Origin of the sequence: Micromonospora sp. WMMD882, from assembly GCF_027497255.1 — a bacterium.
Taxonomy (GTDB): Bacteria; Actinomycetota; Actinomycetes; order Mycobacteriales; family Micromonosporaceae; genus Micromonospora.
Map to the genome: position 1 here is coordinate 4400755 of NZ_CP114903.1, position 25511 is coordinate 4426265.

Genomic DNA, 25511 nt, shown 5'->3' on the forward strand with positions numbered 1-25511 from the left:
GGCGGGGCGGCCCGACGACCGTCGTCAGCGCAGGGTCAGGTCGTTGATGCCGACCCAGCGACCGGTGTGGTCACCGCTGGCGAGCCGGACGTGCTGCACGCCGTTGAGCACCGCGCGGACGTCCACGGTCACGCTCTGACCGACCCTGAGGTCGGTGGTCACCGAGGTCATCCGACCGTCCGCGTCGATCGTGTACGCCTTGACCGGCGCGACCGCCACCGTCGCCGGCCGGGGGATCCGGTAGCCGAGCTGGGCGCAGGCGCCGATCTGGTACACCTGGCCGGGGGTCTCGCGTACCAGGTAGCCGTTGAAGGCGCCGGCGGTGATCGCGTACCAGATGCCGGTCTGGCGCATGACCTTGAGCCGCTCGCCGGACGGCGCGTTGCTCGCCTTGGTGAGGTTGAGCTGCTTCGTCGCGGTGACCGTGCCGTTCTCGTCGAACTGGTGGCCGACGTGGTCCCCGGCGGCGAACATGACCGTGCCGCTGACCCCGCGCGGCGGGTGGTCGGAGTAGTACAGGTCGGCGATGCCGGCGAAGGTGGAGTCACCGGTGATCGCGTGCAGCACGGTGTGCTGCACGAGGTGCGTGGTGTGGTAGTTCCCGGAGTCGTTACCGTGGGTGAGGCAGTACTTGCTGCGCCACTGCCGGGTCCGGATGTCCAGGTGCACGTCCCGGGCGGTGGTGATCGCGCCGCGCAGCAGCAGCGCCGCCCGCTCGTCCCTGGTCAGCGTCCAGTAGTCCCACAGGCCGTACGCGGAGAAGATGTGCCCGTTGTAGGTGAGGTCGCCGCGGATCTGCGCGTGGTGCGCGTACTCCTCCAGCCAGAGCAGGCCCTCCTTCACGTAGACGCCCCACGGCTTGCCCGCCACCGCCGGCACCAGGAACGACGCGAAGGTGGCGTCGGCGGCCTGGGCCCAGAACGAGTCCGACCCGACCGCCTGGGCCAGCCGGACGAAGAGGCTGAGCACCTGCCCCTGGGCCATCATCGAGTACCACGGCGGCTCGTAGATGTCGGCCGAGCGGTGCAGGGCGTGCCGGAACGGGTACGGGTAGAACCAGCCGCCCTGGTGCTCCACCCGCCGGTCGACCAGCCGCTGCGCCTGCTTGATGGCCCGCTGGAGGTACGCCGCCGAGCGGGTCAGCCGGAAGCTCTCCAACAGTTGGATGCCGTACTGGGCCTGGTTGACCGGGTGGTCGTAGAGGACGCCGCCGAGCAGGGCCATCCGGACGCCGTGCTCGTCGTGGGTGCCGCTGTCGGTGAGCGAGACCGGCTCGCTCATGTGGTACGGCTTGATGCTGGCCGGCAGCTCACGGATCTCGAACGGGTCGTACCGGAAGGTGAACGGCACCTCGGCGTCGGCGGCGGTGGTCGACGGGCCGGCGTCCTCGGGGCTGGACCTGAGCTGGCGGCCCTGCGACGGGGACAGTCTGGCCACGTCGCCTAGCTCCCGGGCGGTCGACGGCGCGCCCAGCTCGTACGCCGGGTCGACCACGTTCGGCGCGGCGGCGCCGGCGGGGACCTTCGGGGCGGCGGGGCGGGCCGGCAGCGCGGGTGTCGTCCCGGGGCTCCGGGGCGCCGCGGTCGCCGGCTCGGTGAGCAGCGGGGCGGCGCCGGCGGCCGTGGCGGCGGCCAGCACCGACCGGCGGGACCAGCGCGAACGGGAGGACGGGGACGGCGAGGTCATGGTTGTCCTTTCCGGTGTCGGGGCGGACGGTCGAGTCGGGACGGACGGTGGGGGCGCGGGTCGGGGAGGCTCGCTGACGAACAGGGGCCCGGTCGCCTCCGACCGGGCCCCTGTCACGTCGCCGTCGCCGTCACCGGACGGTGGAGGTGTCCTTCAGCGACTTGGCCGCGTCGACCGCGTCCGCCACGCTGCGGGGCTGGCCGGCGGTGGCCGGCGCGCTGCCGCGCAGGGCCTTGGTCGGGGCGGTCACGCCCACGTCCTTGGCGTTCTCGACGGAGTTCGCGCCCAGCGGGCCGCTGATCCAGGTGCCGGCCTGGGTCAACTGGGTGGCGGTGACCACCGGGGCCGAGCCGAAGATCAGCACGGTGTGGATCGGGCCGCTGCCCTCGTCGAGGCTGTACTGGGCGGCCACGCCGAGGTTCGCGCCGGTGCCCGGGGTGAGCAGCAGCGGGCCGTTGAGCCGACCCATCAGGGCCCCGCCGGCGAGCGCGTCCGGCCAGTCGAGCGCGGTGGCCACGCCGGCGTGCCGCTGCCCGGCGAAGAACACCTCGGCGGTGAACGCCGCGGTGTCGTACCGGCTCGGGCCGGCGACCCGGTACGCGCCCGGGTCGTAGCTCTGCGCGGCGTCGGCCGCCGCGTTGCCGATGCCGAAGATCTCCCGGCTGGGCGGCAGGGTGTCCAGGAAGGCGCGGGTCGCGTCCGGCATGACCGCGTCCTTGGTGAGCAGCACCACGGCGGACGGAACGCCCTCGCCGACGTACGAGCCGGCGGCGGCGCCCGCGGCGAGCGCGTCCGGGAAGTCGGTGCCGGTGGCCATCAGCACCAGCTCCGGGTTGGGGCTGATCTCCTTGGCGATCTCCACCGAGGTGTCGTACCGGGTCGGGCCCTGGAGCCGGCGGACGGTGTAGCCGAGCGCGGCGGAGTCGTCGGCGACCTTCTTGGCCAGCGCGCCCTCGCTGCCGAGCAGGTAGACCGTGCCGCCCTGGGGGAGGATCCGCTGCATCTCGGCCCTGGTGTAGGCGTCCAGGCCGTCCGGCGGGGTCATCAGCAACGGGCCGGCCTTGGCGCTGGCCAGGGCCGCGCCGCTGAGCGCGTCGGCGAACATGTCGGAGCGGGACAGCACCACCGAGTTGGCCTGCTCGCGGTGGTCCGCCGAGTCGCCGACCGTCTTCCAGTGCGACTGGGAGACGGCGATGGCCGTGGTGTAGCGGTTCTGGCCGTAGAGCCGGACCACCCGGTCCTTGTTGCGCGGCTGGTAGGCCGGCACGCCGATGGTGGTGGTGACCACCGTCGGGTTCGCCGCGCCGGAGCCGTCGGACGGCGCGGTGGCGACCCGGGTCCCGTCGGTGAAGGCGAGCCGGGAGCCGTCGGGCGACCACGCCGGGAAGTCGTGCGAGGTGGCGTTGCTGGTCACCGGCACCTCGTTGTCGCCGGCCAGGTCGGAGACGATGATCTGACCGCCCCGGACGAACGCGACCTTCTTGCCGTCCGGCGAGAGGGCCGGGTTCGACCCGTTCGTGTCGATCACCACGAGGTCGGCCGGGCCGCGCTGCGGGTCGTACATGACCACGGCCGGCGTGCCGGTCGGGTTGCCGGCGCCGTCGTCGGCGTGCCGCTGGAAGACCACCCGGTTGTCCGGGCCGCCGTCCGGGTTCAGGTAGTGCCTGCCGTCGTCCGGGCTGATCTGGCCGCCGGTGTAGCGGTGCGTGCTGGGCGCGGACCGGATCTTCCACTGCGAGCCGGCGGCCAGCGGCTTCTCCGCCCAGACCAGGCCGCTGCCGTCACCCCGCCAGGAGGGGCTGCGACGGACCGGGTTCGGCGGGTCGCCGTACGCCGCGTCCGGCGGCCACTGGGCGTAGATCACGTCACCGGTGGCGTTCCACCGGATGGTGAGGAGGTTGTTCTGCGGGTCGACGTAGACCGCGCGGCTGCCGTCCGGCGACCAGGCGACGTCCCGCATGGCCTGGCCCGAGTACGGGTTGACCAGCGTGGTGCGGCTGGGGTCGCCGAAGAACCGCAGCGTGGTCGAGTTGGAGTTGCTGACGGTCAGGACGCTGCCCGAGCCGGGCAGGCTGGCGGTCGCGGCCGGGCTGACGGCGACGAACGCCGTAGCACCGACCACGAGCGCCGAGGCGAGCGCCGTCGACCGACGGAAGAAAGATGGAGGCAAGGAAACTCCCCGCTGGAGTACGCGCCAGAGCAGAGCACCCGTCCGCCGGCTGATCCGGCGCGGGGCGGCGCGTTCACCGAGAACCTTAGGAGATCCTCTGGTCCGGCGCTGCCCCTGACACCCGGCCGGACGGTGATCTGACCGAAAGTCGGAGGTCAGCCGGTCGAGCGTCCGGAGTGGAGCAGCGGCAGGTAGACCTGGTCGACGATCTCGACGATCGTGTCGTCCGGGACGCCGCGCACGCCCCGGGTGACGATCTCGTTGCGGAGCAGGGCGAGCGCGACGGTCGCCACCCGGGGCGGGACGGGGGCGTCGGGGATCTCGCCCCGCTCACGGGCCCGGTCGAGCAGCCGCAGCCAGGGCGTCGCGCCGCCGTCGGCGGCCACCGTCTGGAGGCTGGCCAGCAGCTCGGGGTCGTCGCCGACGCCGGCCAGCAGGCTGCGCAGGATCGCGCCGGCCGGGGACGACCAGTCGCAGTTGGTGCGGCGCAGCAGCGCCAGCGCGTCGCCGCGGAGGTCGCCTTCGTCGGGCAGCTCCGCGCCGGCCACCACCAGTTGCCGGTACGCGGCCACGCCCAGCGCCGCCCGGCCGGGCCAGCGCCGGTAGATCGCGTTCTTGTTGGTGCCGGCGCGGCGGGCGACCGCCTCGATGGTGAGGCCCGTGTACCCGTGCTCGGTCAGCTCGTCGGCGGCGGCCCGCAGGATCGCGTCGTCGAGCGCCGCGCCGCGCCGCCGGGTGGTGCCGATGGTGACCTCCTTCATTTAAGGTACGGTCCGTACCGTACCTTACGAGCCTCGGGAAGGGGAGCGACATGCTACGTGGACGCGGCGTCAGCTACGACACCGGTTCCTGAGCGGCGGCGCGACGAGCGGCCCCCCGGTCCTGCACCCGGACGCCGTCCGCCGCGACCTGCGGGTCATCCGCGGCGAGCTGCGCTGCACCGCCGTCCGGGTGACCGGCGGCGACCAGGACCGGCTCGACCTGGTGGCGACGATCGCCGGGGAGGAGGGGCTGGAGGTGTGGTACTCGCCGTTCACCACCGACCTCGACCAGGGCGAGATGCTGGCGTTCCTCGCGGACACCGCCGACCGCGCCGAACGCATCCGCCGACGCGGCGCGCAGGTCGTGGTGGTCGCCGGGGCGGAGGCCGCCCTCTTCGTCCGGGGCCTCATGCCCGGCGAGACCTTCTACGACCGGCTGGAGCTGCTCACCCCCACCAACGCCGAGCTGCCGGCGATCCTCGCCGCGGTGACCGACCCGCTGAACGCGTACCTGCGCGCGGCGACGGCGACGGTCCGGGCCCGGTTCGGCGGCCCGGTCACCTACGCGTCGCTGCCGTTCGAGCAGGTCGACTGGAGCGGCTTCGACTACCTGGGCGTCGACTTCTACCCGAACATGGTGGACGGTGACTTCCCCGGCCTCGACGAGGCGTTGGCGTCGCTGCGCCGGCACGGCAGGCCGATCGTGATCACCGAGTTCGGCGCCGCCGGGCACACCGGCAGCTCCGCCAACGCCGGCCACTCGTACCTGAACGTCGACTACGACGGCCGCAGCGTCCGCCCGCTGCGGTTGAGCCGGGAGCTGGAGCGCAACGAGACCGAGCAGGCCACCTACCTGGGGGCGCTGCTCGACCGCTTCGACGCGGCGGACGGCGTCGACACCGTCTTCGTGCAGACCTTCGCCAATTTCTTCCTGGTCACCCGGGACGACGACCCGGAGCGCGACCTGGACCGGGCCTCGTTCGGCCTGGTCAAGGTCCGCCAGACGGCCGACGGCGTGCCGGTGTGGGAGCCGAAGGAGGCGTTCGCCGCCGTCGCCGCCCGCAACGCCCGCGCCCGCCTTCGAAGCGACGCCTGACTCTGGCGTCGCCCGCCCGGGTCGACCCGGTCACCGGCTACCGCCGCTACCGCCCGGACCAGCTTCCCCAGGCGCTGTTGATCCGGGCGCCACGTCGACTGGAGATGTCCGTCGACCATCCTGGCCCGACGAGCCGGGGAACTGGCCGAACTGGTCCGCGACGCGGACCGCTGTCTCAAGAATGGAGTCAGCATGCCGACCCTGAAGGGTTCCCGCACCGTCCAGACGACGATCGCCGTCACTGAGCCCGTACCCCCGTCGCTGTGCCGGCGGGCGTCGTCTCCTCGCCTGCGGGCGTCGTTTCCCCGGGGGCGGGTGCCCCGGATAGAGACATAGGGTTCTGGCCCCTTTGGAGCTGCCCCAGATTTGGGACGGCCATCTTCGGACCGAACAGACGCCACAGGAGACCCGCTGGCACCATTCCGGCGTGACGCCGCTGCCGCTCCCTCTCGATCTGACGTCGCTCGTGCTGCGGACCGATTTCGCCGACGAGAGCGCCTGGCAGGGTGTCAAGGACGACTTTCGCCGCTGGGGGTGCTACTACAGCGCCACCTATGTCGAGGACCCTGCCTACCGTGACGCCGCTGTCGAGCGGTTGATCGAGGCGAACGCCACCGAAGGCGACCCCGGCTGGCTGCGCCATCTCTTCGTCACCGACACGACCACGATCACCGACCCCGAGCGTCCCCTGCTCGCCGTCGACCTGTCCCGCGAGCCCGGACGCACCTTCCGGGTGCCGCCGCGCTGGTACGCAAGCGTCTCCGACAACCTCACGCTCGGAAACATGGACTTCGCCGACTTCGCCAGCTCGGTCGACCCGTCCGGCGTCTTCCGGGGCTTCGAACAGACCTGACCAGCCGTACGGATACCTTCAGGAAATGCGACGCATAGGGAAACTTGGATTGATCTTCGCGCTGGTGTTGGCCGGGCTGACCGCCCGCAGCCCGCCCACCGAAGGCGCGGTCGGAGTGAAGCTGGACGCCGAAGGTCGACTGGTCGGTGTCTTCGACTGGTGCCGGGGCAAGACCGGAGCCGAATCGATCCGCCTTGTCCTGGACATGGAGAGCAGCGGGGTTGAGGAAAAGGTGATCGAACTCAAGCGGGAACCCGGCCGCAGAGCCCGTACCGCCGAGGAAGTGGTGCTGCTCGACCCGGGGCCCGGCTGGCGAACGGAACTGGCCACGGCCGCGCTGGACGACGATGTGGCTTATGCCCTGCGAGCCTGGAACAGGAAGGAAGGCATCGTGGCAGCCTTCCCGTTCCAGATCAGCGAGCTACGTAGCCACGCCGGCTCCGACCTCATCTTGACCAAAGAATGGGACAACGGAGCGAGTGGCTACGTCGGCACCTTCCGCACCGCTGACGACTTCGCCCGCTACGCCGAAACGGTCTGCGACTGACACAGGGCCGCCCAGGACTTCCACGGGACGCCCGAGTCCACCCATCCACCTCGGGCAGGGGCAGCCTCCCATGCGCCCGGAAGGCCGCCCCCCTCGACTCCTACCGGCTCAGGGTCGCGGCCTTGGTGGCCCTGACGAAGCTCGCCCAGGCCGCTGGCGAAAAGGTCAATGCTGGGCCGCTCGGGTCCTTGCTGTCCCGAAGCCCGACGACACCGGGAGTGTTGTCGGCAACCTCGACGCAATTGCCGCCGTTGTTGCTGCGGGTCGACTTGCGCCAGATGGCACCGGTCAGGTCAGGCACGGGAGTACTCCTCTGCGACTTGCTGGATAAGACTCTTGGAGCGGGACTCATTGAGGGCGCGGCTGGCCATATCGGACCAAATCGTGTTGTAGGCATCGGTCTCGTGCGGCTTGTCGAGGTAGATCGCGCCGGTTGCTGCCTCAAGATAGGCCACCGGTGGTTCCACTTCCTTGCCACGTGCGTCGGTCGGGAACTCCAGGATCGAGAAGGCTCCGGTCATCGCTCCCGCGTGCAGTCCTGCCGAAAATGCGAGCACCTGAACGGTTACGTTCGGCAGCTCCGCTGCCTTCTGGATCTGCTCAAGTTGCTCCGCCATGATCGTGGCGTTGCCGACCGGACGCCGCAAGATGGTCTCGTCGATCATCACGCTGAGCTTCGGAGCGCCGAAGCGGGTGAGAAGCGCTTGTCGCTCCAGTCGGAGCTGGACGGCTCGCTCCTGCTCTTCCTTGTCACTGGAGTTGATCGAACCCCCGGGCATCTGAAAGATCTGCTCGGCGTAGGCGCGAGTCTGAAGCAGGCCGGGGACCAGCTCGGCTTCGTACTGCCGGATGTGGGAGGCCGAGGCTTCGAGTCCGATGTAGAGCTGGAACCAGCGGGGCAGGCCGGAGCCGATGTAGTCGTGCCACCAGTTCTTGTTCTCCCGGGTGGCGGCGGCCATCGCGAGGACCAGCTCGGCGTCCTGCTCCGAAGCTTCGTAGAGGGACAGCATCTCCTTGACGTCGGTGGCGCGGAAGCGCACGTTCTCGGCACCGTTCTCGATCCGGTACAGGGTCGCCCGCGCCCGGTCGAGCTGCTCCGCCGCCTGCTCCATGGTCAGGCCGGCGGCCTTACGAAGCCCTTCGAGCTTCCGGCCGAGTTGCCGGCGAAGCATGGTCGACCCCGCTACTGTCTGTGACACTCACCCCTCCGATGTCAGTGGGCAACACTCGACTGCCCAATTAGACGTCAGAAATGATTCAGAAAAAATAGCCATTTCATAATGTGCGAATGCTGGTCGCCTGATCCCGCAAAACGCTGCTCCTTAGACGTTGCCTGGACCGCGAATCGGGTGTTTGACTGCTTGCGGCCACTGTGGAGTTCGTACTGCTCAGGGGCCTTGCGTGCCCCACTGGCGTACGGCTGGTCAAAGCTGCGTCGGTGGGTGCCGGGGTGGGTCCGCCGGTGCGCGGCGGACCGGCGGGTCCGCCCCTTCCACAGATTGATCTCGACGGCGAGAGGCGGATTAGGTAATGCGCGCGTTCTTCAGGCGGATTCGAAGGCGTCAACGGACAAACGGTGCGACAACCTGTTACCGCTCGGCCGCCTACCGACCGTTGTGGCCGTCGCAGGTGCGGCAGCAGGAGTTCCGGCCGACGCGGATCGGCCGGCGCGGGCTCGACCCGCAGGAGGTGCAGGAGTTTCTCGACCGGGTCGCCGGCGACCTGGCCGCCATGTACGACGCGCTGGCGCAGAGCCGCCACGAGACCGACCGGATCAAGGACGCGCTCCGGCGCTGGCAGTCCGAGCAGGCCATGCGCCGCAACGAGCACAGGTGCTACCGGTGACCGAGCGCTGGGTGATCCACCTGCCGGTGACCGTCGGTGACCTGCCCTCCGCCCAACGCCTCGCCCGGGTGGTGGCGTACTGGGCGCAGATGCTGCCGCAGACCGACCCGGGCGGCACCACCGTGTCCGCAGAGGACGACCAGCACGTACAGCACTGGGTCTTCTGCGACCGGCGGATGACCGGCGGCGCGCGGTGCCTGCTGCGCCCCGACCACGACGGCGCCTGCTCCCGACGGCGACGCCGACGCTGACCCCCGCGGGCGACCCGCCCCCACCGGTTCCCTCTCGTGGAAGGACCACGCGATGCCTGAGCAGCGCATGAAGCATCCGGACTGGTGCGACCCGGCCCGCTGCGGGCACCTGGTGCCGCCGATCATGGCGCACATGCCCCGACGGCATCGGGGAGCGACTCGACGGGTCGGCGAGAAGCGACCGCTGGGCACCGTGATCACGTACCTCGTCAGCGGCCCCGACCAGGCCCCGCTGGTCACCGTTCACGCCGCCTCCCGCGTCGGCGACGTCTGGGCCGAGCTGTCGCTGCCCCAGGCCGCCCAGCTCGTCGAGCACCTGGCGGAGCTGATCAACGACGGCATGCACGCCTGCGAGCCGCCGCGTGGACCGTGAACGGCCGGCCTACCCGTCCTCGAACGGCTCGTCGTGCCACCGGAAGCCGGCCTCGTCGTCCTCGATGCTGAGCAGGAACTCGGCCACCTGGCGGCCGTCCGGGCGGGTCACCGTGACGGCGGCCCGGATCTCGTCGTCGATCCGGATCATGGCCTCGTCGTCCGCGTCGAGGGCCGCGCTCCGGGCGACGAAGAGCGGGCGTAGCGGCTCGAACCCCGGCAGTGGGCGGAACCGGCCGTAGGTCCACGGGAAGTCGTGACTCTGCTCGTCGATCTCACCGACCAGCTCGACCCGGTGGTACAGCCTCCATACCCTGCCCGCGTCCACCGCGACAGCGTAGGCGGCGCTGACTAGCGGAGCTCGTGGACGACCTCGATCAGACCCACGATGTGCGCGTTGAACTCATCCAGCTCCTCGGCGGGCACCCAAAGTTCGAGGATCGTCTTACCGCCGGCCTGTTGGACGGGGTAGCGACCGACGAAATCGGAGTCGACTCGGAAACGGGTCACGTAACCGGCACCGGACGCCGGTACGTTCCAGTCCCGGGCGATCCTGATCGCGTAGTCCTCGTTCAGGACCGGATAGAAGATTGGCTGGTCCGGCAGGCGTGGCGGCCAGCGTCGCCACCCCGACCCACGGACGAGGGCCAACTCCTCCGGCCGGTCGGACGCCACAGCACCGTCGTACCGCCACCACTGCTCATGTCGACCTCGCCACTCGAAATCCTGAGTGAGGCCGAACGATACCGACGGATCGATCGCTACGCCCGACCACCTGCTCCTGCGAGCTTCCAGGGCGTCATGTCCAGGTGCGGGTAACGCTGGGCAACTCCTGCGACGGTTTCGGCGGTCCAGTAGGCGTGGCCCGGTGGCGGGAAGCCGAAGAGCGCAAGCTGCTGTGGGGTTGCTTGGGAAACGAAGCTGTACCAGGCGGGGGCGTGGCTCCGGTCGGCCCAGGCATAGCGAGTGCCCCACTCCACGGAGGCTGGCCGGTAACCGAGGTGCATGGTGTAGCGCGCGCCCCGTGGCGTTGTCATGCCCGTGCCTCGATGGAACGTGCCCGGTTGGAACGCGATCACCGTGCCAGCCGGACCGGCACCGGATACTTCCGCCTGGTAGAGATGTGGGCTGCCGGTGGGCGAAACGAACCCGCTCACTCTTCCGCTCGCGTCTACGGGCGGGTACCAGTTCGGCTTGGCAGGGAAGTCCTTGGTGTGTTCCTTCGAGAGCATGTGTGGTGGACCGAGACCCTCGGGCACGTCGACGAGGTAGACGAACATCTCCAACTGTTGGTAATCGGGAGCGTTCGTGGGCACGAGCAGGGTGTGGTTGAGGTAGTCGCGGTGTAGTGCTTGGTCGTAGTCAGCTGCTCCGGCGAACTTCGCCCAAGCCTCCGCGGAGTAGATCCGGAGATCCTCGTCAACGAGCAGCTCACGGGCCAGCCGGACCAGGCGATCGTTCACCGCCAGCAGGCTGAGCTCGACGCTTGTGAAGGGGAAGGCATCAATGCCGTCGAACTCGTCTCCGATGTAGCGGTCCCGGCGTGGATCGGTGCCGTCGTGGAAGCCTTCAGGCGAAGGGAACATGGTTTCCAACTGCCCGAGCGCCGGCGCCAGGTCCTCCGACGGAATGTAGCCGGGAAGGATGGCAAACCCGTTGCTCTGCCACTCACGCCTGATGGTGTCGAACTCCATCCGGGCAGTATGGGCGCGCATCCACGGGGATGCATCTGGATTTGGGGTTGGCCACCGCCTCACGCTGTAGAATCGGCGGCTCTTCCGTCGGGCGGCCGCAGACCGTCCAGCCTCCCCGGACGGGGCCAAGGTCGTTCGTCCGGTAGGGCGCCCCCGTCCGGTGAGGCTGGCAGCCGTCCCTGGTGGCCTGGGTTGACCTTGGATGTCCTGCCCTGATGGCACGGGCTACCTGTCCTCGGTGCTCAGCAGGGCAGGAAGTCGCGGGTCTGCTCGTCGATCTCACCCACCAGGTCACCCCGGTGGTACAGCCGCCGCACCGGGTCAGTCACGGCGAAGCCGATCGTCGGCTGACGCGCGGGCCTCCATGCGCTCGTCCTGCACCTGGATCTCGTGCCGAGCCCGGTGGGCGCCAGGGTTGTAGATCTCGTCGATCGGGCCCATCAACCGCGCGCCCACGCCACTACGTCGGACCCGACGCGCGAGCCAGGTAAGCCCCACCAGGATCACGGCAAGGCTTCCCACAACGATCAGCAGAGCCGCCACCGCCTCCATGCGACACACCATAGGCCGCGCTGTCGGCCCGGTTCTGTTCCGGCAGGATCCGGGACTGCGGAACCTCAGGGTCGCGTCCGGAAATTCGCCCGTAGGGCTCGGGTGGACGCCGGTCGGGCATGGACTGACCCAAGTCACCAGGAGGTGCCGTGTCGACCGAGTGCGTGCTCCACGGTCGGGAGTACGGTCGGTGCTCACCCGCGCCGACCAGGGCGAGTACGCGCCCCGTACCGCCTTCGACGTGACCGCCGTGGCCATCGGCCTGCTCGCCGGCCCGCGCTGGCCGCAGCCGTCCGGGACATGGACGCCGGCATCCCGCCCGGTGAGGTGAACCTGCCGATCGCCGTCGCGGCGTCCTGCGCCGACTGGCCGGCCCGGGTACACGACCACGACGAGTACGCCACGCTGGTACGGGAGGCTTCGGCCGTCGCGCCCGACGTCCGGTACGGCGCGGGGCTGCTGGCGGCGCAGACCTGCCTCGGCTGGCCGACCCCGGTCCGGAACCCGCCGCACGGGCTGCACGTGCGCACCCGTACGCCGCTGCTGCTGCTCAACGCCCGGCACGACCCCCGCACCGGCTACAACTGGGCCACCAACATCGCCCGGCAACTGGGCCGGCACGGGCGGCTGGTCACGTACGACGGCTGGGGCCACGGTACGTACCAGCGCACCGCCTGCACGACCGCCGTGGTGGACCGCGGGAGGTCGCCGACCGCATGAACGTCTCCCAGCCGCGCGTGGCCGCGATCGAGAAGGGCGAGGTGCCGACGACCGAGGTCGGCACCATCGAGCGGTACGTGTCCGCGCTCGGCGGCAAGCTGGAGATCGTCGTCGACTTCGACGGTGATCGGCTCACCCTGACCTGACCCGGACGCCAGGAATTGCGATGCGGCGGGCCACCGGCCTGGCCGCCTCGTCTCGGCAGTCTCCCGTGGCCCCGGCTGGCCCTGTGCTTCTCACCCAATGGCACGCCGGGCTGCTTCCCTCCACATAATGTGCATGTTCGAGGTGGTGGCCTACAGACCCGGACTCGTGAATACCGACAATGGCGCGGCGCGGCCCGGCGGGTGGTGGGGAAAGGAGCGGGCATGTCGACCGAACCGGAACCGGGCCTCGCGCCCGAGGACGCGAGACGCCGCAAGACCAAGGTCGATCCCATCATGACGGGTTCCATGGAGGTCACCAGAGACGGGCGGAGCTGGCGGATCGGTACGGCCGTCGACGTCGCCTGGATCGCTGGCAGAACGACACAGGGCTTCTCGATCACCACAGCGATACCGCCGGTGTTCGACGCCTACGCCACCTTCTACCCGCCCGATGGCGTGAGCGTCCAGACCCATGAGCACGCTGTGATCGACGTACTCGCCCAGCACACCCCTGACCAGCCCTGGTGGCTGGGTTATCTCGACACGGGCGCCCACGACATCGTCTTCCCGCTCGCGCCGAAGGCGCCCCTCTACTGGGATTGGCCCTACGTGCTGGTCGAAGCCGGGCCCGAACAAGCCCTCATCTGGCGGACCGGCCACATGCGCGCCGGCAACGGCTCGTTACCCGATCTGTTCTTCCCCGCCGATCGCTCCTGGCTCGTCTCCGCCCTCTGGGACGACACCTGGACCGACATTGGCGGGACCGCCGGGTTGATCACCGCCCTGCAGGACAATCCGCTGGTCAACGCTCGCCGGATCGGGCCCGACGAAGACGCCCTTCCACCGGGGCTCACACGCGATTAGTCACCCGCACGACTCAACACGGTCCCGGAGCGGGCGCCCGGCTTCACCGTCACCACCGACAGCATGTCTTTCCAGCGCCGGGAACGTCGAAGGCCCTGCCGCCCGGTCAGAGCCGGTACGTGGGCCAAGGACGGGATCAGCGATGGTGGCAGCGCGGGCATGACTCACTTCGGACGATCACCTGGCGTAGGAACCTTGACCTTCCGAACAGGTCATGCCCGTCTTGCTGCCACCAACAGCGGCGCTGCTGCGCCGAGACCCAAGCCAGACGCCGTCACGACTTTGCCGGGGCCCTGACGGGCTGTCAGTCGGCGCAGAACCAGCTGTACGGGTTGTGGTAACTGGAGTACAGAGCGAAGGCGTTGATATTGTTGTACTGGGTTCTACAGGCCCGATCCACGTCGATGGACGCGAGGTAGCAGCAGGTCGGGTCCACGCACTTCCAGGACATGACGTCGTTGCCGAAGAGCCCTTCGTTCCACTGCACGCCGTACTGAAAAAGGCACGCCATCTCCATGTTGACCCCGCCGAGGTAGCCCGCTTGCGCAGGGGCGGCGTTGAGGCCGAACATCCCGACGGAGGCGAGGAGCAGCGAAGCTGCGAACGAGGCCAGGCGCCGCTTCGTGCCGCGCGATGACCGTTGTTTCGTGGTAGTGGCAGTTGCCGGAGACCGCATGGGGCCTTCTCCTTCACGTGGAAGAACTCGGACGTGGCACCGACCGGGCCGACCGCTGTCGCCGCCGTGCACGGAACGAAACCGCGTGGATACGGTCTTCACGTTAGAAGGGTGTCTATGGCGAGTCTAATGCCTGGACTGGAATTCGTAATACGGTGAGCACATCACGGCCGCCGGACACCGTCCGAGGGTTCCAGGTCACCGCCGGGCGTGCCCTCCGTGCCACCAATTGACCTGTCTCAGTGGACGGCGCGCGGACCTGCCGCGTGTTCCCGGTCGGTCGCCGCCGCGTGCCCGGGATCCGCCACGAGGCAGTCGCGTGCCGCGGCGCAGAACGCGGCGACCAACTGGTTACGTTCCGCGATCCGGGTCAGCAGCGCCACGCGGCACGGTTCGACGCCTCGCAGTGGCACGGCGACGAGATCGTGCCGGCACCCCCGGCTTCGCCCGACGGGCGGGATGATGACGACAGCCCGGCCGGCGGCGACGTGTTCGAGCGTGTCCTCGATGGTCTCGACCAGGGGCCCGTCGGGTGCGGGACGGCCTCCGGGCCGCGGGTCGATGCGCCAGAACGCGTCGTACTCGGGATCGGGAGAACGGGGAATCGGTTCGTTGTCGATGTCGTCCAGCGTCGCGAACTCGTTGCCCGCCAGCCGGTGCCCGACCGGTACGAGCAACAACCTCGGCTCCTCGAAGAGGATCGTCACCCGCAGGCCGTCGGCCCGTACGGGCAGTCGGGTGATCGCCGCGTCCACCCGCTCGTCGAGCAGGGCGTCACGCGGTTCGTGCCGCTGCAGGTGTCGCGTGCGTACGTCGGCGTCGGGGTGTTGCTGCCGCAGCCGCTGCGCCGCCGGCGTGATGATCAGCCCTGGGGTGTAGCCGATGGTGACCCGGGCGGGCTGGTCAGCGGCCTGGGCGGAGTCCTTGGCCTGTCGCGAGAGGCGCAACAGCGCCTGTGCGTGGGGAAGGAAGGCCAACCCGGCTTCGGTGAGGCGGGTGCCCTGCCGGGTGCGGTCGAGAAGCCGTACGCCCAACTGGGCTTCGAGTTGGTTGATCTGTCGGCTCAGTGACGGCTGCGTGATGTGGAGTTCGGCCGCGGCGCGGCCGTAGTGCAGGTGCGACGCGACAGCGGTGAAGTAGCGCACGAGCCGGAGATCGAGTTCCGTCATACCTAGATGATATGGTGCATTCCGGAAAACGTCGGCAGCAGATCGGCAGGCTTAATTCTTGACAGGCGCCGTAGATCCGTACGAGACCGTCACGGCACCGGCGTCCGGGGCTCAGGAGAAGCCCGCGGAACGGCCGGTGCTCAACAGGGCGCAGGTGCTCAGGCTCGCCGAACTGATGGACGAGCAGTAGCCGGCGCTGGCCCTGGTGGCGACGTTCGCCGGCCTGCGCTGGGGTGAGGTGTCCGCGCCGCAACGACAGGACGTCGACACCGACGCCGGTACGGTCCGGGTCCGTCAATCACGACCGCATCCACGCGACACAGCCTAGGACGAGCTACGGCCCGTCCCTGTTTCAGCATGATCTGGAACCACGGAAGCCCTGGCGGGACATCGCGTCCTGACCAGGGCTTCCGTGCGTGGAGCGGGTGACGGGAATCGAACCCGCACTGTCAGCTTGGGAAGCTGATGTTCTGCCATTGAACTACACCCGCAGGCGGGACCACTGTACCTGAGCGCCGCGCGCCCCGCACCAAGGTACCCCATCCGCCCACACGAAGCGCATGCCGACCGTCGACCGGCGGGGCACGGCCCGCCACACACCCCCGCCGATCAGGTGCAGGGAACCCGACAGACCGCCTGGACCAGGCCCCGACCTGCCGGAAGATCCGAAACGTTACTGTGCGGCAACACATGGCCATTCTCAAATGTGTCGATCGGATGTAGCGTCTGCCGCACGTTCCCAGGCACGGCGTGACACAACCCCGATCACGCCGGCAGAAAGAGGTGAGCACATGGGACCTCGTCCCAACCTGCTGACCCGGCGTGTCGCCGGTGTCGCCACCACGACCCTCGCCCTGGTGCTCAGCACGGCGGCGGTCGGCGTCGTTCCGGCCCACGCCGCCCACGCGGACCACGCGGACGAGGCGTGCGCCGAGCCCGTCGACACCCACGCGCACTCCAAGATCAAGCTCGGCGGCATCGCCAAGCACGAGCCGAACGAGCTGACCCCGGCCCAGGTACGCGAGCGTGAGGCCGACCTGGCTGCCGCGCTGGCGGAGCGGGCCAAGCGCCCCGGGCAGCGGCAGGGGCCGGTCGCCAACGCCGCCATCACGATCCCGGTGGTGGTGCACGTGATCCAGAAGGACAGCACCCGGGCCGGCGGCAACATCCCGGACTCGCTGATCACCGCGCAGATCAGCGTGCTGAACGAGTCGTTCAGCGGGGCGACGGGCGGCGCGGCCACCGCGTTCGGCTTCACGCTGAAGAAGATCAACCGGGTCACGAACCCGTCGTGGTACCCGATCGTGCAGGGCTCCTCGGCCGAGCGGTCGATGAAGTCCTCGCTGCGTGAGGGCGGCAAGGAGACGCTGAACCTCTACCTCGGCGAGCTGAGCGACGACCTGCTCGGCTGGGCGACCTTCCCGCAGCGCCGGCTCACCAACATGGACGGCGTGGTGGCGCTGAGCGAGTCGCTGCCGGGTGGCACCGCCACCAACTACAACCAGGGCGACACCGGCACCCACGAGGTCGGCCACTGGCTGAACCTTTACCACACCTTCCAGGGTGGCTGCCGGGGCTCGGGCGACAGCGTCTCGGACACCCCGGCGGAGGCGTCGCCGGCGTACCAGTGCCCGACCGGGCGGGACACCTGCTCGGCCACCGGCCTGGACCCGATCACCAACTTCATGGACTACACCTACGACTCCTGCATGTACCAGTTCACCCCGGAGCAGGCCGGCCGCATGCTGACCGCGTGGAACACGTACCGCGCGGCCTGACGTACCTCTGAACGGCTCGACCGGGACGCCGGCTCCGCGACAACCGGAGCCGGCGTTTCGCGTACCCGGGAAGAAGTGGCCGCGGGCTCAGGCGGCTGCCCGGTGGGCGGGGTGGCGGCGGCGGCCGGGCCGCTGACCGGGCAGGTCGGCGGGCGTCGAGGGGTCGGCCGGCGGCGTGTGGCCGGCGGGCGGCGCCGAACCGGCGGGCGGCGAGCCGGCGGACAGCGCGGCGGCGGACCCGCTGGCGGTCGGGTCGAGCCAGACCTGCACCGCCGGGCGGGCGTGGGCCGGGTCCAGGTAGATCGCGTCGGCGGGCGCGCGCCGGGCCAGCATCGCCACGTCGACGGTGAACTCGAACAGCCGCCAGTCGGCCCCCGGACGCGCCCGCGCCCCCTCGGCCAGCCGGGCCACCCGGGCCCGGTCGGTCACCGGGCGCGCGTGCCCGGCCACGTACGCCTCGTCGTCGCTGTCTTCCGGCGGGAACGAGTGCAGCGCGTAGCGACCGTCGCGTTCGAGGTCACGCCGCTTGGGCGAGTCGACCACGAAGCAGAACAGCCCCTCGTCGGTGATGACCGGGGAGACCGGGTGGACCCGGGGGCCGCCGTCGGCCCGGACGGTGGCCAGGTAGCCGAAGCCGGGGCCGTACTGCTGAAGGAGAACGCGGATCCCGTCGGCGAGGCGGGGCTCGTCGGCGGCGAACTCGGACCAGGAAGCCATGCCGACATCCTATCGAACACGCGTACGAAAAATCAGCCCGACGCGCTGGTCATGCCGGATGTCGAGGGTCGGGACGCGGGCGGGCCGGACGGCGGCGCGGCCGACGCCGGTCGCTATGGTGGTGCGATGCTGCTCTCCGACCGGGACCTCGTCGCCGAGATCAAGACCGGCACGCTGGCGCTGGAGCCGTTCGAGGCCGCGCTGGTGCAGCCGTCGAGCATCGACGTACGTCTGGACCGGCTCTTCCGGGTCTTCAACAACCACCTCTACACCCACATCGACCCGGCCCAGCAGCAGGACGACCTGACCTCGCTGGTGGAGGTGCCCGACGGCGAGCCGTACGTGCTGCACCCCGGCGAGTTCGTCCTCGCCTCCACGCTGGAGGTGATCTCGCTCGGTGACCGGCTCGCCGCCCGGCTGGAGGGCAAGTCGAGCCTGGGCCGGCTGGGGCTGCTCACCCACTCCACCGCCGGGTTCATCGACCCGGGCTTCTCCGGGCACGTCACGCTGGAGCTGTCCAACGTGGCGAACCTGCCGATCACCCTCTGGCCGGGCATGAAGATCGGCCAGCTCTGCATCTTCCGGCTCTCCTCGCCGGCCGAGCACCCGTACGGCTCGGCGGTCTACGGCTCGCGCTACCAGGGGCAGCGTGGGCCGACCCCGAGCCGGGCCTGGCAGAACTGGCGCACCTGGCCGACCGGCCGGCGCTGACCACGTCCGGGGGACGGGAACGCCCCCCGGACGCACGGTGGCTAATCGCAGCCCAGCGCCTCCTGGTACCGGTCGGGCGCGCGGCCGGCGGCCACCCTGTCGGTGGTCTCCCAGAACACCTCGGGCCAGTCGCCCTCGACGTCCATCTGGCGCAGCACCTTCCACTTCCGGCTGCCGTTCAGCGCGTCGACGGCCCGGCGGGCGGCGGCGTCGTCGCCGGCCTCCTTCGCGCGCAGCCACTCGGCGATCCAGCCGCAGCCGACCCGCCCGATCACCTCGACGCCGAACTGGTAGGTGTCGTTGGCCCCCGGCATGGTCAGCTTGCCGGGGTCGAAGCCGGGCGGCAGCGGCACGTCGGCGAGGATCTCCGCGGCCCGCTCGTCGACCGTCTCCGGGGTGACGACGTGCGGCGGCAGCGCGGCCAACCAACTCCGGGCGTCGACCCGGACCACGCTCGCGAGCACCTTGTCGAAATCCGTCCGGCTCCAGGCACCGCTGGTACGCAGCTCCACGAAGGAGCCGTCGCGGGGGCGGAGCATGACCGCGAAGTCGCTGGCGCTGTACCGGAACAGGTCGCCCGGCCAGCCGTTCACGCTCACCTGCTCCGGCTTGCTGACGTGCAGCCGGTCCGCGCGGTAGAGGTCGTACCGGGCGGCCGGGTACCAGTTCATCTCCAGCGTCCGGCCGCCCTTGCCGAACGCGATGGTGCCTTCCTGCTCCGCGAACCCGTAGACGGTGGTGACCTGCCAGCCGGGCTCGTCGATCAGCAGCCGCGGGTTCTCCTCGGCCGCCTTGAGCACCATCGCCGAATACCTGGCCGGGCCCGTCGCCGGATCCGTCGTCTCGGTGGCGATCGGCGGTGCCCCCGGCTCGCCCGGCGGTTCGACCAGCAGCGAGACGCCCAGCAGACCGGCGAGGACGGCCGCCGCGACGCCGGCGACGGCGAGTCGACCCGGCAGGAAGCGGCGGCGCGGGCGGCGACGTTCGGCCGGCGGGCCGGCGACGGGTTCGAGCGTCGGCACGGACATGATCTCCTCCAGGAGGTTCTGCGCGGCCCCGTCGAGGTGGCTGATGGTCCCCGGTCGGTACGGGTCGGCGTCCCGGATCGTCCGGTCCAGGTGGTCGTGGGTCATCGGCCCTCCTCCGCGGCGCGTGCGGCCATGACGTCGAGTACATGTCCGGGCGGTCCCGGATCGTCACCGACGAGATCCCGCAGCCGGGCCCGGGCGCGGGACAACCGGGTCCGGACCGCCGCCGCGCTGACGCCGAGCACCACCGCCGCCTCGCGGGGCTCCAGGCCCTCCCAGAAGGTCAGCATCAGCACCTCCCGGTCCAGCTCACCGAGCCGGGCCAGCGCGGCCCGGACGGTGAGCCGTTCCGGCACCTCGCTGCCCGGGTCGACGCCGGCACCGCCCCGCAGCCGTTGCCGCAGCCGGTCACCCAGCCGCTCCCGGCGCGCCCCGGCGCGGTGGTGGTTGGCCAGCACCCGTCGGGCCACCCCGTACAGCCACAGTCGCGCCTCCGCCTCGGGTGGCACGTCCCGGCTGCGCCGCCAGGCGACCAGGAAGGTGTCGGCGACCACGTCGGCCGCGTCCTCGGGTTGCTGCACGCGCCGCAGGGCGTACGCCAGCAGCGGCTCGAAGTTGGCCGCGTAGACGCGTCGGAAGCGGTCCTCGTGCTCGGTTCCGGAAGCCACGCCTACTCCATGTCCGGTCGGGCGTCCATCGTGACAGCCCGGACGGGACGGGTCCCCGGCGCGAAACGCGCCGGGGACCCGCAACCGTCACCCGGCGGGACGACCGAAGCTGTGCACCGGGCCGTCGTCGACCCGTTTCATCTTGATCGGCGCTCCGGCGCGGGACGCGTGCACGATCCACCCGCCGCCGACGTACATGCCGACGTGGTGCAGGTCGGCGTAGTAGAACACCAGGTCACCGGGGCGCAGGTCGCTCCGGTCCACCCGGGCCGTCACCCGCCGCTGCTGGGCGGCGTTGTGCGGCAGCCGCACCCCGGCCCGGGACCACGCGGCCAGCGTCAGCCCCGAACAGTCGTACGCGTCGGGACCCTCGGCCCCCCAGACGTACGGCTTGCCGAGCTGGGCGCAGGCGAACGTGGCCGCCCGCCCGCCGGCCCCGCCGACGTACGCCGTCGGGCAGGGGACCGGTCGCGCCGCGCCGCCCGCGCTGCCGCCGTACGCCTTGAGGCGCAGTTTCTGCAGGTGGGCGATGGAGCCGTCGATCTGACGGCGTTTGGCGTCCAGGTGTTTCTCGACCCCGCTGAGCTGGACGATCAGCCGGTCCAGCGGCGCCTTGCGGGCGGTGAGCTGATCCCGCAGCTCGACCACGTGCCGGATCTTCGCCTGCCGGCGGCGGGCGAACTGGTCGAGCACTTCGAGATGGTCGGCGACCAGGGCCGGCGACCGGCTGGTGAGCATCACGTTCAGGGCGGAGGCGCTCTCGCCCTTGTACGCCCGTACCGCGAGCACGTCGACCTGACTCATCGCCTGGTCGACCTGGCGTTTCAGCGGCTCGATGCGGGCGGCCAGCGCCGCCGCCTGCCGGCGTTTGCCGGCCAGCGCCTGGCGGGTGGCGTTGTGCTGTTCGATGACCGGTTCCAGAGTGTTCCACTCGCGGTCGATCCGGCGTTCGATCTCGTCGATCGAGAGCGCGGCCGGCGGCGCCGTCGGTGGACTGGCGTGGGCCGGGACGACGCCGACGGTGACGACGGCGACTCCGGCGAGGGCGATGACTACGGTGGTGGTGCAGCGGGACCAGCATGGGCGCGGCGCAGCCGCCGTCCGGTCGGCCGGGGCCGGTCGGACGGACGTCGGCCGCGGGGCATGGTGTGCCACCGGGCTCCGTACTCCTTCTTCCTCGACCGCCTACCGGGTTAGCTGACGGGTTCGGGCGGGAAGGGGGCGCCCTACCGCGATGCGGATTCACCCCGATGGTGCTCGGTGGGTCCCCGGCTCGCTCTGCTGTGGCGACTCTCTCGGGTGGTGATCTCGATGCGACTCGGCGGTGCCGGGCCGTAGTCGCCCCGATTGGCGGCTGTCACCGGCTCGGCAACTGCCGACGATAGGTACGGGCGTCGTGGTTCCGCAACGAACCCGGCCAATCGGTGACCTGCCGATATCCGACAGTAACCGGAAATCACGGCGATCGTTCCGCGATACGGAGAGGTCCCCGGCCGATGGCCGGGGACCTCCGAGTTGCTGCTGGTACGCGCCTGCGGTCAGTACGGGCGGCGGAACCCGGCGACCGGCATGTGGTTGATGCTGGCCACCTGCACCGGCTTACCGGCCCGGGGCGCGTGCACCATGATGCTGTTGCCCAGGTAGAGCCCGACGTGGTGCAGGTCGCTGAAGAAGAACACCAGGTCGCCGGGGCGGGCCTCGGAACGGCTGATCGCCTTGGTCTCCCGCCACTGCGCGCCGGTGAAGTGGGTCAGGCTGATCCCGGCCGCCCGGTAGGCGTACTGGGTGAGCCCGGAGCAGTCGAACGCGTTCGGCCCGGTGGCCCCCCAGACGTACGGGTCGCCGACCTGGGCGCAGGCCGTCCTGATCGCGGTGTTGGCGGCGGCGCTGATCACGCCCTTGATCATCGGGCAGCCGGGGGCGCTCACCACGGACTTCGGCATGGACGCCCGGAGCCGCTTGATCTCGGCGTCGATCTTGACCTTCTTCTCCGCCAGCTCCTTCTCCTGCTTGGTCTGGGCGGTGATCAGCGCGTCGAGCTTCTCCTTCTCGGCGGTGTAGCGGGCCTGGATGGCCAGCACCCCCTCCAGCTCCTTGCGCTGGTGGGCGGCGAGCCGGTCGAGCATGCCGATCTGCTCGGCCAGCGTGCCCGGCTTGGCGTTGACCAGCAGCGCGCCGATCTCGGCCGACGGGCCGGTCATGTAGTGCTGGGAGGCGAGCGCGCCGACCCGGTTCATCGCCATGTCGCTCTGCAGGGCGAGCGGCTCGATCTTCTTCTCCAGCTCGGCCGACTTCTTCCGGTTGACCTTGAGCTGGCTGCGGACGTCGTTGTACTTCTCGATGGTGGGTTCGAGCTGCTCCCACTGCTTGTCGATCTGCGCCTCGATCTCCTCCGGAGTGGGCGCGGCGTGGGCGGGAGCGGCGAGCAGGCCGGCGCCGACCACGGCGGCGGCGGCCAGGGTGACCAGGTGTCGTGCGAACCGGCGCAGCCCACCCGGGTGGGTGGGGAGCCGATCCGGCGCGTGACGCTGAGCGGGCAGGGCTGCCACCGGCACCGAACTCCTTTGGCGAGCAGGACCACCGGGCGCCCCGCGAGGGGAAGAAGCTGGGCGGGGCAGACGATCCACAGCGGCCGGAGCCCCACATTAGAGAGGCGACGAAGCGATATCAAGGCGAGGGGTACTCACATCACCCCCGGCCTACCGGCCGACCACCCACCGTGGCCGAACCACGCCCCACGATGGCGGTCAGCACGTCGTCCAGGGTCACCACCCCGAGTGGACGCCGACCGTCGCTCACCAGGACCATGTGCCGTCGCTCACGCCGCATCGCCAGCAGCAGATCGGCAAGCGTACGGTCCGGCGGCACCACGGCCAGCGGCCGGTACACCTCGGCCGGCACCGGTGCCCGGCGGCTCGCTCCCGCGTACCCGAGCACGTCCTTGACGTGGACGAAGCCGAGCACCCGGCGGGTGGCCCGCTGCACCACCGGGAACCGGGACCGCCCCGTCCGGGTGGCCAGCACCTCCAACGCGGCCGGTGAGACGTCGTCGGCCACCGTCGTCACCGTGGACCACGGTTGCAGCGCGTCTCCGGCCGTCCGGGTGTGCAGGGCCAGCGCGCCGGTGATCCGGGCGTGCTCCTCCGACCCGAGCAGCCCCTCGGTACGCGCCTGCGACACCAGCGCGGCCAGCTCCTCCGCGGTGAACACGGTCTTCACCGCGTCCGTCGCCTCGATCCGCCAGAACCGCAGCACCCGCCGGGACGCCCACTTCATCGCCAGCAGCAGCGGCTTCGTGGCGACGCAGAACGCCAGCATCGCCGGCCCCAACCAGAGCGCCGACGGCTCCGGCCCGGCCAGGGTGATGTTCTTCGGCACCATCTCGCCGACCACCGTGTGCAGGAACACCACCACGCCGAGGGCCAGCACGAACGCCACCGGGTGGATCGCCCTGTCGGGCAACCCGGCCGCGTGGAACACCGGCTCCAGCAGGTGGGCCAGCGCCGGCTCGGCGATCGCGCCGAGACCCAGCGAGCAGACCGTGATGCCGAGCTGCGCGCCGGCGATCATCAACGGGATCTGGTTCATCGCCGACAACGCCCACCGGGCCCGCTTCGAGGTCGCGGCCAACGGCTCGATCACGGTACGGCGAGAGGCGATCAGGGCGAACTCACTGCCCACGAAGAACCCGTTGCCGAGCAGCAGGGCCACGCCGATCAGCAGCTCAGCCACGGTCGCCGGCCTCCTCGGGGCAGACCACCCGCACCTGTTCGACGCGGTGCCGCTCGACCTCCACCACGGTGAACTCGTAGCCGCTCTCGGCCACCGTCTCGCCGGCCGCCGGGATCCGGCCGAGCCGGGCCATCAGAAACCCCCCGAGCGTCTCGTACGGACCCTCGGGCAGCCGGAAGCCGGTCTGCTCGGCCAGCTCGTCGGAGCGGAGCACACCGTCCACCAGGGCGGTCCGCTCCCCGCCCGGCGCCGTCGCCCCCACCACCCCCACGTACGGCCCCGCAGCCGGGTCGAACTCGTCGGCGATCTCCCCGACCAGCTCCTCCACCAGGTCCTCGACGGTCACCACCCCGTCGGTGCCGCCGTACTCGTCGACCACGATCGCCAGGTCGGCCCCGGCGGCCGTCAACGCGGCCAGGACGCTGTCGAGGTCCAGGCTCTCCGGCACGTACACCGGCTCGCGGGCCACCTGCCCGACGGTGGTGACCGCCCGGTGGACCAGCGGCACCCCGAGCGCGTCCGGCACCCCCGCCACGCCGATGACTAGGTCGAGCGTCTCCTCGTACACCGGGAAACGGGTCCGCCCGGTCCGCTGGGCCAGGGCGAGCAGCTCGGCGACCGTGGCGGTGGTCCGCAGGGCGACCACGTCGACCCGGGGGGTCATCGCCGCCGCGGCCCGCTTGTCGGCGAACCGGATGGTGCGCCGCATCAACATCGCCGTCTCCGGCGGCAGCGCGCCGGCCCGCGCCGAGATGACGGCCAGCAGTCCCAGCTCCTCCGGGGAACGGGCGCTGGCCAGCTCCTCCTGTGGCTCCACCCCCACCCGGCGGACCAGCCAGTTGGCCGACCCGTTCAGGGCCCGGATCAACCAGCCCAACGTCCGGGAGAAGGCCCGCATCCCGGCGGCGGTGGTCAACGCGACGGGCATCGGCCGGGCCAACGCCGCGTTCTTCGGGATCAACTCGCCGACCAGCATGGAGACCAGGGTCGCCAGCGCCAGGGCGAGCAACGGGGTGAACCGGTCGGTGGCCGCCCCGGTGACCGGACGCAGCACCGGGGCGACGAGCCGGGCCAGCGCGGGTTCGGCGAGGTAGCCGGTGAGCAGCGCGGTGATGGTGATGCCGAGCTGGGCGCCGGAAAGCTGGAAGGAGAGCTCGCGCAGCGCCCGCCGGACCGTGCCGGCCCGGCCGTCCCCGGCGTCCGCGCGGCGGTCGATCTCCGCCCGGTCAACGGTGACCAGGGCGAACTCGGCCGCGACGAAGAACGCGTTGCCCACGGTCAGCAGCAGGAAGCCGACCAGCGGCAGCAGTGTGGTCACGAGTAAACCGTCGATGATCGATCCACCTCGACGCGGATTCTCCCATGACGGACCGCTGTCGCACGAGTACGCAAAAGCGTCGGCTGCCCGACTGCGCCCCGCCCGCCGCCCGGTGGGTGGTGGGTGGTGGGTGGTGGGTGGTGGCCCGTCCCCGTGC

Annotated in this window: 27 protein-coding genes, 1 tRNA gene, 2 pseudogenes and 1 riboswitch; of the genes and pseudogenes, 11 read left to right on the top strand and 19 right to left on the bottom strand. The window is 70.8% G+C overall.

Going from position 1 to position 25511, the window contains the following annotated elements:
- Window positions 1-24 precede the first annotated feature (24 nt).
- The 3 genes from O7606_RS18595 to O7606_RS18605 form a co-directional block, all read right to left on the bottom strand.
- The gene (locus O7606_RS18595; protein ID WP_281595298.1) at window positions 25-1686 is read right to left on the bottom strand and encodes a D-glucuronyl C5-epimerase family protein; all 1662 of its coding nucleotides are present in this window, start codon (window positions 1684-1686) and stop codon (window positions 25-27) included.
- Window positions 1687-1816: 130 nt separating this feature from the next.
- A complete protein-coding gene (locus O7606_RS18600) occupies window positions 1817-3856 on the bottom strand; it encodes a cell wall-binding repeat-containing protein (protein WP_281595299.1) in 2040 nt (679 codons plus the stop codon).
- Window positions 3857-4011: 155 nt separating this feature from the next.
- Window positions 4012-4617 carry a TetR/AcrR family transcriptional regulator gene (locus O7606_RS18605; RefSeq protein WP_281595300.1) on the bottom strand — a complete coding sequence of 202 codons (606 nt, stop codon included), beginning with the start codon at window positions 4615-4617 and terminating at the stop codon, window positions 4012-4014.
- A 190-nt stretch (window positions 4618-4807) separates the two neighbouring features.
- On the opposite strand from O7606_RS18605, the gene O7606_RS18610 reads away from it, so the two are divergent.
- The 3 genes from O7606_RS18610 to O7606_RS18620 all read left to right on the top strand — a co-directional run bounded on the left by O7606_RS18610 (window position 4808) and on the right by O7606_RS18620 (window position 7113).
- Window positions 4808-5713, top strand: a complete 906-nt coding sequence (locus O7606_RS18610) for a hypothetical protein (RefSeq protein ID WP_281595301.1) — start codon at window positions 4808-4810, stop codon at window positions 5711-5713.
- Between the two features lie 427 nt (window positions 5714-6140).
- Entirely contained in the window at window positions 6141-6566 is a 426-nt protein-coding gene (locus tag O7606_RS18615) for a hypothetical protein (protein ID WP_281595302.1), read from the top strand.
- Between the two features lie 49 nt (window positions 6567-6615).
- Window positions 6616-7113, top strand: coding sequence for a hypothetical protein (locus O7606_RS18620; protein ID WP_281595303.1), 498 nt, complete (start codon window positions 6616-6618; stop codon window positions 7111-7113).
- Between the two features lie 100 nt (window positions 7114-7213).
- Here O7606_RS18620 and O7606_RS18625 read toward each other — a convergent pair whose 3' ends face one another.
- Window positions 7214-7414 carry a DUF397 domain-containing protein gene (locus O7606_RS18625; RefSeq protein ID WP_281595304.1) on the bottom strand — a complete coding sequence of 67 codons (201 nt, stop codon included), beginning with the start codon at window positions 7412-7414 and terminating at the stop codon, window positions 7214-7216.
- On the bottom strand, window positions 7407-8285 hold the full coding sequence (locus tag O7606_RS18630; protein WP_281599752.1) for a helix-turn-helix transcriptional regulator: 879 nt from the start codon (window positions 8283-8285) through the stop codon (window positions 7407-7409). Before O7606_RS18630 ends, O7606_RS18625 begins: the two co-directional genes overlap by 8 nt.
- Before the next feature lie 358 nt (window positions 8286-8643).
- On the opposite strand from O7606_RS18630, the gene O7606_RS18635 reads away from it, so the two are divergent.
- The 3 genes from O7606_RS18635 to O7606_RS18645 are packed head-to-tail and all read left to right on the top strand — an operon-like array spanning window position 8644 to window position 9582.
- On the top strand, window positions 8644-8958 hold the full coding sequence (locus O7606_RS18635; RefSeq protein WP_281595305.1) for a DivIVA domain-containing protein: 315 nt from the start codon (window positions 8644-8646) through the stop codon (window positions 8956-8958).
- Window positions 8955-9209, top strand: a complete 255-nt coding sequence (locus tag O7606_RS18640) for a hypothetical protein (RefSeq protein ID WP_281595306.1) — start codon at window positions 8955-8957, stop codon at window positions 9207-9209. Before O7606_RS18635 ends, O7606_RS18640 begins: the two co-directional genes overlap by 4 nt.
- 52 nt (window positions 9210-9261) lie before the next feature.
- Window positions 9262-9582, top strand: a complete 321-nt coding sequence (locus tag O7606_RS18645) for a hypothetical protein (protein ID WP_281595307.1) — start codon at window positions 9262-9264, stop codon at window positions 9580-9582.
- A 9-nt stretch (window positions 9583-9591) separates the two neighbouring features.
- Here the strand turns inward: O7606_RS18645 and O7606_RS18650 are convergent, their stop codons facing one another.
- From O7606_RS18650 to O7606_RS18665, 4 genes and pseudogenes are all read right to left on the bottom strand, one after another.
- The gene (locus O7606_RS18650) at window positions 9592-9909 is read right to left on the bottom strand and encodes a hypothetical protein (RefSeq protein ID WP_281595308.1); all 318 of its coding nucleotides are present in this window, start codon (window positions 9907-9909) and stop codon (window positions 9592-9594) included.
- 23 nt (window positions 9910-9932) lie between these two features.
- Window positions 9933-10285 (bottom strand): annotated as a pseudogene (locus O7606_RS18655) (hypothetical protein).
- Window positions 10286-10342: 57 nt separating this feature from the next.
- Window positions 10343-11275: a hypothetical protein gene (locus tag O7606_RS18660; protein ID WP_281595309.1), complete on the bottom strand. Its 933-nt coding sequence runs from the start codon at window positions 11273-11275 to the stop codon at window positions 10343-10345.
- A gap of 321 nt (window positions 11276-11596) precedes the next feature.
- On the bottom strand, window positions 11597-11827 hold the full coding sequence (locus O7606_RS18665) for a hypothetical protein (protein WP_281595310.1): 231 nt from the start codon (window positions 11825-11827) through the stop codon (window positions 11597-11599).
- 152 nt (window positions 11828-11979) lie between these two features.
- On the opposite strand from O7606_RS18665, the pseudogene O7606_RS18670 reads away from it, so the two are divergent.
- From O7606_RS18670 to O7606_RS18680, 3 genes and pseudogenes are all read left to right on the top strand, one after another.
- Window positions 11980-12547 (top strand): annotated as a pseudogene (locus O7606_RS18670) (alpha/beta hydrolase); the annotation flags it as partial.
- Window positions 12544-12693 carry a hypothetical protein gene (locus O7606_RS18675; RefSeq protein ID WP_281595311.1) on the top strand — a complete coding sequence of 50 codons (150 nt, stop codon included), beginning with the start codon at window positions 12544-12546 and terminating at the stop codon, window positions 12691-12693. The pseudogene O7606_RS18670 and the gene O7606_RS18675, both read left to right, overlap by 4 nt.
- Window positions 12694-12915: 222 nt before the next feature.
- Entirely contained in the window at window positions 12916-13557 is a 642-nt protein-coding gene (locus O7606_RS18680) for a hypothetical protein (protein ID WP_281595312.1), read from the top strand.
- Window positions 13558-13861: 304 nt separating this feature from the next.
- Here the strand turns inward: O7606_RS18680 and O7606_RS18685 are convergent, their stop codons facing one another.
- The 3 genes from O7606_RS18685 to O7606_RS18695 form a co-directional block, all read right to left on the bottom strand.
- Entirely contained in the window at window positions 13862-14233 is a 372-nt protein-coding gene (locus O7606_RS18685) for a hypothetical protein (RefSeq protein ID WP_281595313.1), read from the bottom strand.
- A gap of 239 nt (window positions 14234-14472) precedes the next feature.
- Window positions 14473-15378 (bottom strand): LysR substrate-binding domain-containing protein, encoded by a 906-nt coding sequence (locus tag O7606_RS18690; RefSeq protein ID WP_281595314.1) that lies wholly within the window; start codon window positions 15376-15378, stop codon window positions 14473-14475.
- 441 nt (window positions 15379-15819) lie between these two features.
- Window positions 15820-15893, bottom strand: a tRNA-Gly gene (locus tag O7606_RS18695).
- 300 nt (window positions 15894-16193) lie between these two features.
- Between O7606_RS18695 and O7606_RS18700 the strand changes: the two genes are divergently transcribed.
- Window positions 16194-17180, top strand: coding sequence for a zinc metalloprotease (locus tag O7606_RS18700; RefSeq protein WP_281595315.1), 987 nt, complete (start codon window positions 16194-16196; stop codon window positions 17178-17180).
- 87 nt (window positions 17181-17267) lie between these two features.
- Here the strand turns inward: O7606_RS18700 and O7606_RS18705 are convergent, their stop codons facing one another.
- On the bottom strand, window positions 17268-17897 hold the full coding sequence (locus tag O7606_RS18705; RefSeq protein WP_281595316.1) for a pyridoxamine 5'-phosphate oxidase family protein: 630 nt from the start codon (window positions 17895-17897) through the stop codon (window positions 17268-17270).
- Between the two features lie 126 nt (window positions 17898-18023).
- On the opposite strand from O7606_RS18705, the gene dcd reads away from it, so the two are divergent.
- Complete coding sequence (dcd, locus tag O7606_RS18710; protein WP_281595317.1) at window positions 18024-18608, top strand: dCTP deaminase; 585 nt, start codon at window positions 18024-18026, stop codon at window positions 18606-18608.
- A gap of 41 nt (window positions 18609-18649) precedes the next feature.
- Here dcd and O7606_RS18715 read toward each other — a convergent pair whose 3' ends face one another.
- From O7606_RS18715 to O7606_RS18740, 6 genes are all read right to left on the bottom strand, one after another.
- On the bottom strand, window positions 18650-19741 hold the full coding sequence (locus tag O7606_RS18715) for a hypothetical protein (RefSeq protein ID WP_281595318.1): 1092 nt from the start codon (window positions 19739-19741) through the stop codon (window positions 18650-18652).
- Window positions 19738-20304, bottom strand: coding sequence for an RNA polymerase sigma factor (locus O7606_RS18720; RefSeq protein ID WP_281595319.1), 567 nt, complete (start codon window positions 20302-20304; stop codon window positions 19738-19740). Before O7606_RS18720 ends, O7606_RS18715 begins: the two co-directional genes overlap by 4 nt.
- Window positions 20305-20391: 87 nt before the next feature.
- A complete protein-coding gene (locus O7606_RS18725) occupies window positions 20392-21459 on the bottom strand; it encodes a C40 family peptidase (protein WP_281595320.1) in 1068 nt (355 codons plus the stop codon).
- A gap of 12 nt (window positions 21460-21471) precedes the next feature.
- Window positions 21472-21603, bottom strand: a riboswitch (cyclic di-AMP (ydaO/yuaA leader).
- Between the two features lie 239 nt (window positions 21604-21842).
- Window positions 21843-22853 (bottom strand): C40 family peptidase, encoded by a 1011-nt coding sequence (locus O7606_RS18730; protein WP_281599753.1) that lies wholly within the window; start codon window positions 22851-22853, stop codon window positions 21843-21845.
- Between the two features lie 139 nt (window positions 22854-22992).
- A complete protein-coding gene (locus O7606_RS18735; protein WP_281595321.1) occupies window positions 22993-24036 on the bottom strand; it encodes a hemolysin family protein in 1044 nt (347 codons plus the stop codon).
- Window positions 24029-25354 carry a hemolysin family protein gene (locus tag O7606_RS18740; protein ID WP_281595322.1) on the bottom strand — a complete coding sequence of 442 codons (1326 nt, stop codon included), beginning with the start codon at window positions 25352-25354 and terminating at the stop codon, window positions 24029-24031. Before O7606_RS18740 ends, O7606_RS18735 begins: the two co-directional genes overlap by 8 nt.
- Window positions 25355-25511 lie beyond the last annotated feature (157 nt).

What these genes read in the sequence shown, in the direction of transcription:
- O7606_RS18595 (WP_281595298.1), bottom strand. Translation starts at nt 1,686, where the DNA reads ATGACCTCGCCGTCCCCGTCCTCCCGTTCGCGCTGGTCCCGCCGGTCG.
- O7606_RS18605 (WP_281595300.1), bottom strand. Translation starts at nt 4,617, where the DNA reads ATGAAGGAGGTCACCATCGGCACCACCCGGCGGCGCGGCGCGGCGCTC.
- O7606_RS18630 (WP_281599752.1), bottom strand. Translation starts at nt 8,285, where the DNA reads ATGCTTCGCCGGCAACTCGGCCGGAAGCTCGAAGGGCTTCGTAAGGCC.
- O7606_RS18635 (WP_281595305.1), top strand. Translation starts at nt 8,644, where the DNA reads ATGCGCGCGTTCTTCAGGCGGATTCGAAGGCGTCAACGGACAAACGGT.
- O7606_RS18645 (WP_281595307.1), top strand. Translation starts at nt 9,262, where the DNA reads ATGCCTGAGCAGCGCATGAAGCATCCGGACTGGTGCGACCCGGCCCGC.
- O7606_RS18660 (WP_281595309.1), bottom strand. Translation starts at nt 11,275, where the DNA reads ATGGAGTTCGACACCATCAGGCGTGAGTGGCAGAGCAACGGGTTTGCC.
- O7606_RS18665 (WP_281595310.1), bottom strand. Translation starts at nt 11,827, where the DNA reads ATGGAGGCGGTGGCGGCTCTGCTGATCGTTGTGGGAAGCCTTGCCGTG.
- O7606_RS18675 (WP_281595311.1), top strand. Translation starts at nt 12,544, where the DNA reads ATGAACGTCTCCCAGCCGCGCGTGGCCGCGATCGAGAAGGGCGAGGTG.
- O7606_RS18680 (WP_281595312.1), top strand. Translation starts at nt 12,916, where the DNA reads ATGTCGACCGAACCGGAACCGGGCCTCGCGCCCGAGGACGCGAGACGC.
- O7606_RS18685 (WP_281595313.1), bottom strand. Translation starts at nt 14,233, where the DNA reads ATGCGGTCTCCGGCAACTGCCACTACCACGAAACAACGGTCATCGCGC.
- O7606_RS18700 (WP_281595315.1), top strand. Translation starts at nt 16,194, where the DNA reads ATGGGACCTCGTCCCAACCTGCTGACCCGGCGTGTCGCCGGTGTCGCC.
- O7606_RS18705 (WP_281595316.1), bottom strand. Translation starts at nt 17,897, where the DNA reads ATGGCTTCCTGGTCCGAGTTCGCCGCCGACGAGCCCCGCCTCGCCGAC.
- dcd (WP_281595317.1), top strand. Translation starts at nt 18,024, where the DNA reads ATGCTGCTCTCCGACCGGGACCTCGTCGCCGAGATCAAGACCGGCACG.
- O7606_RS18715 (WP_281595318.1), bottom strand. Translation starts at nt 19,741, where the DNA reads ATGACCCACGACCACCTGGACCGGACGATCCGGGACGCCGACCCGTAC.